The organism is Edwardsiella ictaluri ATCC 33202, assembly GCF_000264785.1.
GTDB lineage: Bacteria > Pseudomonadota > Gammaproteobacteria > Enterobacterales > Enterobacteriaceae > Edwardsiella > Edwardsiella ictaluri.
Window position 1 is genome coordinate 1 of sequence record NZ_AFJI01000052.1, and the last position, 12,264, is coordinate 12,264.

The window sequence follows — 12,264 nt, forward strand, 5'->3', positions numbered from 1 at the left end:
GACGATCGCTATGAGGAGTTGCCGGACTGGGATAAAGATATCTACTGGCATTTCTTCATCGGCGATCAGCACTTCCGTCTGCCGAAGCCGTTTGAAATCGGGCTGATGTTCGCGACGCTGCCGGAGCGGATGATCCGCGCCATCGGCGGGAAAGAGAGTGGGAAAAAATTCGCCAAACTGGTGGCGCGTAATTTCATGGAGCAGCTGGCGTTTAATCCCATACCTCAGATCGCACTGCCGCTGGCTGAAAACCTGGTGAACTATGACTTTTTTAGCGGAAATCCCATTGAGGGGATGGCGGACGCCAATCTGCTCTCTGGCGCCCGCTATGATCAGCGTACCAGTCTGCTGGCCCGTCAGGCCGGTGAGCAGTTTGGCTGGTCACCGAAGAAGATTGACCACCTGATCACCGGCTATACCGGCACCCTGGGCGCCTATGTGCTCGGGGCGATGGATATCGTTCTGCGCGGCATGGGGGAGTACGGCGAACGCCCGGCGCTGCGCGTCGATGAACTGCCGGTGATCAAGTCGTTTCTGCGCGGATCGGCAGCGCCGAAATCGACTCAGTACAGTGAGGATTTCTACCGTATGATGCAGCAGGCCAACCAGGTTTATGGCACGGTGCAGCGCTGGAAAGGGGAGCATCGGCTACAGGAGAGCCGTGCGCTACAACGGGAACAGCGCTACATCTTGGCCAGCCGGCCACGGCTCAACCGGACGCAGCAGCAGGTACGCCAGCTGAACAGCCAGATCCAGATGGTACAGCTGCACACCGGTCTCAGCGCCGAGGAAAAACGTCATCGCATCGACAGGCTACTGGCGCGCCGCAACCGCATCGTGCAGCAGGCGGTGATACGGATGCACGGGGGGGGAGTAGGGGCGGATGACCCGTTTAGCTAAGGCGATACCGTCGCGTCCAGAGACTCCCGCTGCCCCTGTTCTGGCGCTCGCCGTCGGGAATGAGACTATCCGATGGCGTCATCCCCGTGCCTGATCCTGTGCGCCGGCGCTGGCTCCGAGGGCGACGCCGGCGTCCCTGCACATTGTCTGATATTTCATATATAAACTAATTGAATGTGATGTGATTTGATATTCGCTGACCGCCCATTTTCTGCGGGAAGATAGCCTGTTACCCTTTGTGCGCGGTGCCTTTCAGGCCCTCTGCAGGCTGGATATGTGCGGGCGGCACAGACATATAAAGCGGAATAGTGACGCTGGCGGTTTGCTTTTCCTTAGGCTGTGTATAATTATGGGTTTAGTCAGGCTGTTTTGAAGCATGGCGACACGGAAAACGTTATACATCCATGCGAAATATATTTGTAATAATTTGATTTTATTATAATAAAAAAAGACCCGTCACGATTCCTGTGTCAGGTCTATGGGAAGGGCTCTTATTGTCGAGCCGTGCGCTAAAAATTGGCATTATGCAAGCATTGAGTGCCTTACTTTTTAAGTGTAGTTCCTCTGCGCCGTTTTGCCAGTTTCAGCGTAGGGTTGGTCACGCTGGGGTATCGGTGGTGTGTGCCCTTAACTGAGCAGTGCGTTTTTGCCGTGGCAATGGGGATCTCTCTGAGTCTGGGGGATGCCGAGGGAAAAGGCACCTGAGCCAGCGTGGCGCTGGCGGGCACAGCGATTTAACCGTCAGCGAGCGGATTGTGCCTCCGGGCGCATAGGACGGGTCTTTTCCTGCCATCTCCCTGATTTCAGATCGGGGGATGCCAGTGTGTACCCTCGCTGATCGGGCGAGGGGAGCGAGGCGGTATAGCCTGTCAGCTGACGCTAATGATCGGTGGAGAACAGGCGTTGGGCCATGCGGATATCAGCGTGTGATGATCTTCAATGCGCTGTGTCTGAGGACGAGATCTGTCACGTCTTCAATCTTACGGTAAGAGGGTCTGCAAATCCGCGAGCTGGGCAGGGCCGTCGCGTAAATGGCGTTTCGTGGGTATTGGCTACCGTTTTTAAGCCTGAGGATGTAAGGGGGTTAGGTGAGACAAGTCTGCCGATGGTTTTTCGCTGTGCTGCTGGTGCTGCCAGCGGTAGCGCCAGCAGCACAGCCGGAGGCACTGCGATCGCCGCGGGTCGGCGTACTGTGCGATCGTTATTTCTGTGCGGACAGCCGGGGAATTTCCCGGCCCCTAACGGAGCAATATCTGGGGCGGACGGTGGCGAAGAGGCTATTTTCGCAGGGTGACTTTGACCTGACCCAGTTCACCTTTGCCAACGGAATTTTTTGCGATACCCGCGAGCGTCTGTGCCGGATGGATCGCTACTACGGCCCCGACGGTAAACACAGCGGTGCCGTTTCGGCACAATATACGGTGCTGCTGTTTCCCCGCGGAGTTTAACCGGGCTGACCCGATCGCCGGTTACCGATCGCTGATGACGGCGTCACGGATCTCATAGCGCGTGGCCTGTGCGGATCAGAAACCGATCGCCTTTTTTATGCCATGTAAACTCATATCTCCATCGACCGGGCTCTGGTCGGCCGTTTGGACTGCCATGAGCGAAAAATAGGGCGCACTGCCGATTATCCGGTATGGTGACGGTGGCCACACCCGGCACGCTATGGGAAGGCTTAATGGGTATTATTCCATCGGCTGACCGCGTTGCTGTGCTCCGGATGGCGTCAGCACCGGTCTGGCGTTACTGCCCTGGGGGGCGACATCGCGGCAGGGGGATACGTGCTATGTGTTGGGTGATGATTATCGATCCGCGTAAGTGCGCCGGTTGCCAGAACTATATGGTTGACATGCTGCATGGATAATCTGCCGCCTATCGGTCAGTTTTGCACCACGGTGAAACAGTATGGGATCAGCGGCGCCGCGGCAAACGACAGTTAACCAGATGTTTATGCGGTGCTGTCTTGTGCCGGTGACCTATCAACGCGCCGATGGCATCTAACCGGCGCTGCGTCGGCTGCGCCTACTGTATCCAGACCTGCCTGCCCGCATCCGTCGGCTGGCGTGCTAAAGCGGCCGGGCGCCTCAGCGCAGGGGAATGGCGGTGCCCCAGCGCTGCCAATTATCGGGGGAATTTTCGTGCAGTAAAAAGTGGGTTCCCGCCGCCGCCGCCGGTGCCAGCGGTGTCGAGGGCGGCGTGGCGAAGGCGATGCCGCCGCGGATAAACTGCTGGAACGTTCCGGTCTTGACCACGCCGCCGGTCAGGCCGAACGCCAGATTATAGCCAGAGGCCTGCCAGAAGACGCTATTGGTGCGCACCAGCCGCTGATAGGCGCGGCCAATGCGTAGCGCCACCTGCACCCGATCGCCCAGGTTGCCCAGGGTCAGGCCGGTGACGGTTCCCACCTCCATGCCGCGGTACAACACCGGCGTGCCGATCTGCAGCGAGCCGGCGTCCGGGGTATCGACCGCGATGCTGATCCCGTCCAGATAGCGGGCATCGCTCAGCGTCGCGTCCTGCAGCTCAAAACGTCGGGTCGCGTTGCCGCTGCCCGGCTCCAGGTTGATGAACGGCTGCAGCAGCGCCTCCAGGTTGTTCACCCCGGCGGCGGAAATATGCGGGGTTACCAGTGAAAAGCGGGTTCCCGAACGGGCGAAGGCATCGACATACTCCGGGTAGAGCACCGCCTGCGCCAATACCTGCCGGCGATCGGCGCTGAGGTTGAGCGAGGCCAGCTGACCGATATCGATCCCCAGGTAGCGGATCGGCATACCCGGCGAGAGGCGGGTGCCGTCGTAGGTCGAGAGCACGATCTGGCCGCCGACGGCGCGGGCGGCGGTTTCATTCGGGTAGAGGGGGCGCCGGTCGCCCGTGGGGGGCGTTACGCCGCTGAGGTTATCGAGGCTGATGGCGCCTTTCAGGGCGCGTTCAAGGGGGGCGGCCTCCACCGTCAGACCGCCGCCGTTGAGCTGCACCCGCGCGCCGCCCTCGGCCCAGAATACGCTTTGTCCCCCCACCAGGTGGCGATAGGCGGGCTGGATATACAGGGCGATATCGAAGCCGTCACGCCGCGGGGCGATGGCGGTGATTTCGCCGATGCGGAATTTGCGATACAGCACCGGTGACCCGGGCTGGATATCCGGCAGGACGGCGGCGCGCAGGGTCAGGGTCGTCGGAGGCTGCTCGCCGCGGATATCATCGCGGGCGGCGTCGGCGTCGCGGAACAATGGATAGTGGCTCAGGGGCTGACCGCGCTGGCCGGGCAGGATCGCGATCCCCCCCTCGAGCCACTCCTGCGGGGCAGCGCCGGTGAGTGTCAGGCCGCTGATACCCAGCTGTAGGCCGAGGCGACTATTGACCACGAAGCGGCTGTCGGCGTGGATAGCGTGCCGGTATTGCGGCGCGATAACGACCTCAAACTGTACGCCATCGTCGTGCAGCTCGCGTCCGGTGATCTGCCCAACGCGGATCCCCTTGAGGCGCAGCGGCTGGCCGACGTCGATACCGTAGCCCTGCGTGGCGCTCAGGGTTAGACGCAGCGCGCCCGGTTCCTGCAGCAGCGTCTGGGCGGCGGGGAGCACGGTAAAGTGGCGTAGCGGTTCACCATCGCCGGGGTGAAGTTCGAGGACGCTACCGTTGAACAGCTGGCTCAGATTAAGCTGGCTGAGCGTGAGGCCGGGCGTGCTGAGACTGATGCGGCTCTGGCTGCGCAGCAGATCGCTGATGCTGGGATCGACGGCCAGGGTGCCGCTGACCCGACCATCGGCGTTGAGATCCAGCTCGGTGAGCATGCCGACCTGCACGCCCTGATACAGCAGCGGTGTGCGGTTGGCCTGCAGTCCCTCGCCGCCGGGCAGCGCCAGCGTGACGCTGACGCCACGTTGACTGCTGGCCAGGCTGGGGTAGAGGGGGAAGTTGGCGCCAGGGCGTACCGGAGAGGAGACCGACGGGGAGTCGAATGCGATGGCGCCGTTGACCAGTGCGGCGAGACCCTCTACCTGCAGCGAGATGCCGGACAGACTGACGTCACCGCGGATCCCCGAGATATTCCAAAAGCGGCTTTCCGCCTTGACCAGGGGAGCAAAGCGCCGCTCGATCAGTACATCGATACGCACCCCCTGCCGCTCATCGTCGATGGTATAGTTATAGACACTGCCGACCGGTATCTTGCGGTAATAGACCGGCGATCCGTTGCTGAGCGCGCCTAAGTCTGGTGCGCTGAGGTGCAGCAGCAGCTCATCGGTGCCCGGATGGAGGCTGGGCTGGCCCTCGCGGGCGATAAAGTGCTGGCGTGGCGCGCCGTCGCCCGGCTGCATGGCGATATAGTTGCCGCCGACCAGCGCGTCCAGCCCGGAGACTCCCGCCAGAGACGCCTTGGGCGTGACCAGCCAGAACTGGGTACCTTGGCGCAGGGCGCTGCTCATGCTGCGCTGGATGCTCACCGAAACCTCGATGTTATTCAGATCCGGGGTGACGCTGACTTTGCTGACCGTGCCTACCTCGACCCCTTGAAAGCGCACCGGCGTGCGCCCGGCCACCAGACCGGGTGCGGATTGAAAGGTGATCACCACCGTTTCACCGCGCCCTTGCAGGGTGGTATAGCCCATCCAGCCGGCAGTCAGCAGCGCGACCAGCGGAAGCAGCCAGAAGGGCGACAGGCGGCGTTTATGCCTGATGATCGCGTTATTGGGCGTATTCTGTGTCGTTGGCGTCGGTTGTTGCATGTGCATCCCATATCAGTCGACTGTCCAGCCATTCCACGGCCAGCATTGTCAGAAATACCGCGGCACCAAAATAGAAGGCCGCCGCGCCCATGGTAAACGAGAACAGCTGGTCGCGATCGATCAGCGACATCATCAGCGCAATGACAAACAGATCCAGCATTGACCAACGGCCGATCCAGATGACCAGCCGCAGCAAGCGCATGCGCGCTATGGGATTATGAGCCTGATGACGCTGGATACCTGACAGCAGGAATAGCAACACCGCCACCTTGATGAAGGGAACGGCGATACTGGCGATAAAGACGATAGCAGCGATCGGCAAGTTGCCGCCCTGTGCCAGGCTGGCGATGCCGGATAGGATGGTGTCTTCGATGCGTGTGCCATTGATATAGAGGATGGAGATCGGCAGTAGGTTGGCTGGCAGTAGCATCACTATGGCGGCCAGCAGGAGGGCCCAGGTTTTTTGCAGGCTATAGGGCCGACGGCAGTGTAGCGGCAGATGGCAGCGCCGGCAGTGTCCGTGGCTGTCCGCTGGGGCCGTATGGCGACAGGCGTGGCACAGCAGCAGTGTGCTGTCCGGTGCCGTTTGAGGAGGCTGCGGGTACAGGCGTCGCCACAGCTGTTCGATATTCAGGTGGATCAGCAGCAGCAGGGTCAGCAGCGTGGCGACGATATAGGCCAGCAGCGCGGGGCCGGGACCGACGACGGCATATTCGCGGACTTTAATGGCGGCGACGGTCAGTGCGATCAGGTAGACATCCAACATGATCCACGGGCGCAGCAGGGAGAGCAGCAGCAGCAGCGGGCGCAGGTTCAGGTGCCGCCGCTGGCCGAGGTACAGCGCCAGCAGCAGCGAGGGTAACAGCAACGGCGCTACGATGGCGCAGAAAGCGACCATGCCGGCGGTGAGGATCTCGCCCTGCATGGCCATTTGTTCGATGCCCTGCCATACGCTGACCTGTATCGTGACGCCCAGCAGATGGATCTGTAGCAGCGGTTGAAACAGGGCCAGCGGCAAGAGCACCATCAGGGTGAACGCCAGCGCCGCGAGACGGGGCAGCGGCCAGTCTCGGCCCTGATACAGGCGGGCGCTGCAGCGTGGGCAAAAGGCGGACTGTCGGGGGCCTATCGTCGGGAGGTGGCACAGCGCGTCGCACTCCGGGCAACGCAGGCGATGCGTCGGGGGGGCGGCTTGGCGAGTCATGCCATTAATACCGGAAATGGGTGGCGTTGCCGGATAAGCGGATAGCGCATCTATCGTCCCATGGTTGGCTGAGAAGCTGTGTACAACAGTAGCGCGGGCTAGGGGGTGTCCCGTAACGGCTCGAGAGCGGCGACGCCAGTAACGGGATACGCCCTGGGCATCAATATACATGGTGTCAGCGCATAAAACGATGCTATTCGGCTTTTTGCTTGTGTGTTGTCGCATTTAATGCTTATTTTATGAGAGCTGTGCCCGAACAGGTCTATGGGATCCTATCGTCACTGAGATAATCATGAGTAAAGATACGTTTTATACCGATATGGCCCGCGATCTGAGCGCGCTTTGCAGCGGTGAGTTCAACGCGATCGCCACGCTGTCCAACGTGAGTGCCTTACTGTATGAGCGCCTGCCGGCGGTGAACTGGGCCGGGTTTTATTTTCTGGATGGGCAGATGTTGGTGCTGGGGCCGTTTCAGGGCAAGGTGGCCTGCGTACGCATTCCTGTGGGAAAAGGGGTCTGCGGTACGGCCTGCGCTACGGGTCAGGTACAACGCGTTGGGGATGTGCACTGCTTCAGGGGCCACATCGCCTGTGACGCCGCGAGCAATGCGGAAATTGTGCTGCCGCTGGTGGTCGGAGGACGGACGATCGGAGTGCTGGATATTGATAGCACACAGTTTGAGCGCTTCGACGAAGAAGATGAAAAAGGTCTGAAAAGCGTGGTGGGCGCGCTCTGCCAGCATCTGGAGCGCTGCGACTGGGCAAAATTTGTGACATTTGCTTAAGGTTGTGGTGCTGATGGCATGGTATTTGGCGGTAGCCTCATTATAATGTCGCCTGTTCATGCCATCGCTGGTTGGCAAACCCGTTGTAATCAGGAAATTTCATGGAAAATCAACCAAAGTTGAACAGTAGTAAAGAAGTCATCGCCTTTTTGGCTCAACGTTTCCCTCAGTGCTTCAGCACCGAGGGTGAAGCCCGCCCGTTAAAGATCGGCATCTTTCAGGATCTGGTTGCACGGATGCAGGGAGAAGAAAACGGCCTGAGCAAGACTCAGCTACGTTCAGCACTCCGCCTTTACACATCCAGCTGGCGCTACCTGCACGGGGTAAAACTGGGTGCAGAGCGTGTCGATCTGGATGGCAACGCCTGCGGCGTGCTGGACGAGCAGCACGTAGAGCATGCCCGTCAGCAGCTGGAAGAGGCCAAGGCCCGGGTCCAGGCACAGCGTGACGCCCGCAAGCGCGAGGCCGCCGAAAATGGCGAAAAGCGCGAGCCGCGCCGTCCGCGCCCGGCGGGTAAGAAGCCCACCGCACGCCGTGACGGTGAGCAGGGCAGTAAAGAAGTGCGTAAACCGCGAGCCGCCAAGGCTACGTCGGAGCGCAAACCGCGCGCCAAGAGCGAGACCACGGAACAGCGCAGCACCCCGGTGACTTCGCTGGAGCAGCTGCATCTGGGGCAAACCGTGAAGGTCAGCGCCGGTAAGCATGCCATGGAGGCATCCGTACTCGAGATCACCAAAGACGGTGTACGTGTCCAGCTGTCTAACGGTCTGGCAATGATTGTACGCACAGAACACTTGCAGTTCTGATACGGAGGCCAACCCAGGCATGAACAATTTTTTCCGGGTATCGGCAATCGCCCTGTCGCTGTTTGCAGGTACCGTTTTTGCAGCGGATGGCGCCGTCAGCGGCGCTATCCAGCTGCCCCAGTTGCATCAGGAACCTCAGCATGCAACGGTCAGTGAACGTGTTACCGCACGTTTTACCCGCTCCCATTACCGCCAGTTTGACCTCAACGCAGAGTTCTCGAAGAAAATCTTCAACCGTTACCTGAACATGTTGGACTATAACCACAACGTGTTTCTGGCATCGGATATCGCCCGCTTCCGCGATCGTGAAAGCAAGCTGGGTGATGAGCTGCGCAGTGGTCAGCTGGATACGGCCTATGCGCTGTTCAATCTGTCTCAGCAGCGCCGTCTGGAGCGTTACGAGTATGCCCTGACGCTGCTGAAAAAACCGATGAGCTTTGACGGCAGTGACACCATCGACGTCGATCGCAGTAAGGCGCCGTGGCCGACCAGTGTTGCCGAGCTGGATACTCTTTGGCACGCCAAGGTGAAGTATGACGCGTTGAACCTGAAGCTGACCGGTAAGGACTGGCCGGAGATCCAGAAGATCCTGACCAAACGCTATCAGTTTGCCATTAAGCGACTGACCCAGGGCAACAGCGAGGATGTCTTCCAGCTGTTTATGAATGCGTTTGCCCGTGAGATCGATCCCCATACCAGCTACCTGTCGCCACGCAATACCGAGCAGTTCAATACGGACATGAGCCTGTCGCTGGAGGGCATCGGTGCGGTGTTGCAGCAGACCGAGGATGACTATACCCAGATTAACTCTCTGGTGGCTGGCGGTCCGGCGGCCAAGAGCAAGGTGCTGAAGGTGGGTGATCGCATCGTGGCGGTGGGTCAGCCGGGCAAACCGATGGTCGATGTGATCGGCTGGCGTCTGGACGACGTGGTCGCCCTGATCAAAGGGCCAAAGGGCAGCAGGGTGCGTCTGGAGATCCTGTCGGCGGGTAAAGGCACCAAAACCCGTATCGTCACCCTGACCCGCGAACGCATCCGCTTGGAAGATCGTGCCGTGAAGATGAGTGTCAAAACGGCAGACGGTCATAAAATCGGCGTGCTGGATATTCCCGGTTTCTACGTCGGCCTGACGGAGGACGTCAAGGTTCAGCTGCAGAAGCTGGAGAAACAGCATGTGAGCGCCATCGTCATCGATCTGCGCGGCAATGGGGGCGGTGCCCTGACGGAGGCGGTCTCTCTGTCGGGTCTGTTTATACCCAGCGGGCCGGTGGTGCAGGTGCGCGATAACGTTGGCAAGGTGCGCGGGGATGAAGATACTGATGGCGTCGTCTACTACAAGGGGCCGCTGGTGGTGCTGGTCGATCGCTTTAGCGCCTCGGCCTCCGAGATTTTCGCTGCCGCAATGCAGGATTACGATCGTGCCTTGATCGTGGGTGAACCCACCTTCGGAAAGGGAACGGTACAGCAGTACCGGTCAGTGAATCGCATTTACGATCAGATGTTGCGCCCAGAGTGGCCGGATCTGGGATCGGTGCAGTACACCATTCAGAAGTTTTACCGCATCAACGGTGGCAGCACCCAGCGGAAAGGGGTAACGCCGGATATCGTGATGCCGACAGGCGTTGATCCGGCGGACACCGGCGAGAGCTTTGAGGATAATGCGTTGCCGTGGGATAGCATCAACGCCGCCGTCTATAATAAGGCCGGTGATGTACAGCGCTTTGATCCGCAGCTGATTGTGCTGCACGATGCGCGCATCGCCAAAGATCCCGAGTTCCAGTACATCGAGCAGGATATTGCCCACTACAAGGCGCTCAAGGCGCGCCGTAACATTGTTTCTCTGAACTACGCTCAGCGCGAGAAGGAGAACAAGGATGACGATGCAATTCGTCTGCAGCGGATCAACGCCCGGTTGAAGCTGGCGGGCAAGAAGCCGATCGTCTCGCTGGATGATATTCCCAAGGATTATCAGGAACCCGATACCTATCTGAATGAAACAGTAAAAATTGCCGAAGATCTGGCTCTGTTGGAGCAGAAAAGCGCACAGCAGGCTCAGATGTAGGGGTAAGCAGGGCAATGCTCCAGTGAAAAAAGGCGCGTCGCAGGTCGCGCCTTTTTTATCAGCAGCGCTCGATTTTCATTGTCACAAAATAAGCGGAAGCCTATCGAAAAATATCTATTTGTGAGCGTTGATCTTTATCAATCAGATTTTTTCTGATCGGTGTATTGTGCAGCTGATCTGAGGCAAGTGAAACGATGTCTATGAATCGTATATTTGATAGAGAAACAGTCAGCTCTGCTGAAAATTAGCGCATGCCGCCGTCAGGCTATATCAGAGTACCGGATTTGCGAGCCTCCCAACTGATGCGCCAGAGCCACCACCAGCGACTGCACCAGGCACAGCGTGGCGGACTGGGAGCGAAACGCATCCACCTGCGCCTCTTTTACCACGAAACAGAGATCGCTAAAGGTCGCGAGCGGACTAATCTGGCTGTCCGTAATGACTATCTGCTGAGCACCTACACCGGAGGCAGTTTCGCTGACCAGCACGGTTTCCTCCGCGTAGGGGGAGAAGCTGATGGATACCACAATATCGCGCGACTTGATGCGATTGATCTGCTCGTGCAGCATCCCGCCCATGCCGTCGAGCAGGATCGGGCGACAGTCGAGGTGGCTCAGCGCGTAGGTTAAGTAGGCGGCAACGCTGAATGAGCGCCGTAATCCGACAATGTAGATGGTGTCGGCTTCCGCCAGCAGCGCCACCGCACGCTGCAGCATCTCCGGTTCGGTACGGGCGGCCAAGTGCTGCAGCGCCTGGGCATTGGAGCGGGCAAACTCCTGCAGGATCTCCAGCGGCGTTTCCGGTACGGCTCCGCTCTCCATTTCACGGAACATTCGCGCACGGTCGCTGTAGCTGGCGGTCTCCTCCATCAGATTCATTCGAAACAGCTGTTTCATTTCGTTGAATCCATTGAAATCAAAGGCATTGGCAAAGCGGATAAGCGTTGATGGCGGCACCCCGGCGCGTTCAGCGATGACGGCAACCGTATCGAAAGCCACGCTGTTGGTATTGTCCAGTACGTAGCGGGATACCTGCTGCAGCCTTTTACTCAGGCTATCATAACGGTCGCGGATCTGTTGCTGTAGCTCATTCAGGCTGGATGCTGTCGTCATTTTACCCCCATAGCGTAGTTCTCTGATTCTAAACGCTACAGCGTATTTTTTAAATGGACTGCCCCCAAAACTATAGGGCAGGATCGTCTACCGGGGCGGGGTCAGTCCAACTATAGGGCAGGATCGTCTATCGGGGTGGGTGCAGTCCGGTTTTTCTCTGCAAGGATTGCCCCTCGCCACTTGCGTGATGTTTCCGGGGGCAATGATATTGTCCGATCACAGGTTTTATGCCGGAAGATAGCGAATGGAATGCTCTGCCGTATCTCCCTGAGCGTCAATAATCAGACTCCACAGACCGCTGAAGGGGATGCTGAGGTAGAGCTCCCCATAGGAGGGTTGGTTGACAGAGGCCGTTGCACTGGCCTGTTGAAGGTGTGGATTTTCATCGCTGGCCAGATGAACAGAGAACGCATGGGCACAGCGTACAATCAGCGTATCGCCGCCGAACAGATTAAGATGGGTGTGAACGACCGACATGACGAACCTCCAGCAGTAAGGAATCGAATAAGCAAGGTATTGGTAATTTATTGTGATAGCACTCACATAAGTGAGTTTTCATAGAAGCAAAAGTCTGGCGATTAAATAATGACCAATATCAATCTTTGTACAGGTATTATCGGTGTTACGCTGATGGCTTAAGCGATAAGAAATACTTATCAGCTCGCGCCG

9 protein-coding genes are annotated in these 12,264 nt (G+C 58.8%); 5 read left to right on the plus strand and 4 right to left on the minus strand.

Features of this window, described 5'->3' with window-relative positions:
* A partial coding sequence (locus EIEH_RS06390; protein WP_035609066.1) for an LPD38 domain-containing protein occupies positions 1-900 on the plus strand: 900 nt, incomplete at its 5' end.
* Between the two features lie 1,088 nt (positions 901-1,988).
* Positions 1,989-2,348 carry a YcgJ family protein gene (locus EIEH_RS06395; RefSeq protein WP_015871117.1) on the plus strand — a complete coding sequence of 120 codons (360 nt, stop codon included), beginning with the start codon at positions 1,989-1,991 and terminating at the stop codon, positions 2,346-2,348.
* A gap of 639 nt (positions 2,349-2,987) precedes the next feature.
* Here EIEH_RS06395 and EIEH_RS06400 read toward each other — a convergent pair.
* Positions 2,988-5,627 (minus strand): PqiB family protein, encoded by a 2,640-nt coding sequence (locus tag EIEH_RS06400; protein WP_015871118.1) that lies wholly within the window; start codon positions 5,625-5,627, stop codon positions 2,988-2,990.
* Positions 5,587-6,831, minus strand: coding sequence for a membrane integrity lipid transport subunit YebS (gene yebS / locus EIEH_RS06405; protein ID WP_015871119.1), 1,245 nt, complete (start codon positions 6,829-6,831; stop codon positions 5,587-5,589). The genes EIEH_RS06400 and yebS overlap by 41 nt, the downstream gene beginning before the upstream one ends.
* Positions 6,832-7,123: 292 nt before the next feature.
* Here yebS and EIEH_RS06410 point away from each other — a divergent pair, with 292 nt between their 5' ends.
* From EIEH_RS06410 to prc, 3 genes are all read left to right on the plus strand, one after another.
* Positions 7,124-7,615: a GAF domain-containing protein gene (locus EIEH_RS06410; protein WP_015871120.1), complete on the plus strand. Its 492-nt coding sequence runs from the start codon at positions 7,124-7,126 to the stop codon at positions 7,613-7,615.
* Between the two features lie 101 nt (positions 7,616-7,716).
* The gene (proQ, locus tag EIEH_RS06415; RefSeq protein WP_015871121.1) at positions 7,717-8,421 is read left to right on the plus strand and encodes an RNA chaperone ProQ; all 705 of its coding nucleotides are present in this window, start codon (positions 7,717-7,719) and stop codon (positions 8,419-8,421) included.
* A gap of 19 nt (positions 8,422-8,440) precedes the next feature.
* Positions 8,441-10,483 carry a carboxy terminal-processing peptidase gene (prc, locus tag EIEH_RS06420; protein WP_015871122.1) on the plus strand — a complete coding sequence of 681 codons (2,043 nt, stop codon included), beginning with the start codon at positions 8,441-8,443 and terminating at the stop codon, positions 10,481-10,483.
* 260 nt (positions 10,484-10,743) lie between these two features.
* On the opposite strand, the gene EIEH_RS06425 is transcribed toward prc, so the two are convergent.
* Both EIEH_RS06425 and EIEH_RS06430 read right to left on the minus strand, forming a co-directional pair.
* Positions 10,744-11,595: a MurR/RpiR family transcriptional regulator gene (locus EIEH_RS06425; protein WP_015871123.1), complete on the minus strand. Its 852-nt coding sequence runs from the start codon at positions 11,593-11,595 to the stop codon at positions 10,744-10,746.
* Between the two features lie 225 nt (positions 11,596-11,820).
* On the minus strand, positions 11,821-12,072 hold the full coding sequence (locus EIEH_RS06430; protein WP_035609071.1) for a hypothetical protein: 252 nt from the start codon (positions 12,070-12,072) through the stop codon (positions 11,821-11,823).
* Positions 12,073-12,264: the final 192 nt, after the last annotated feature.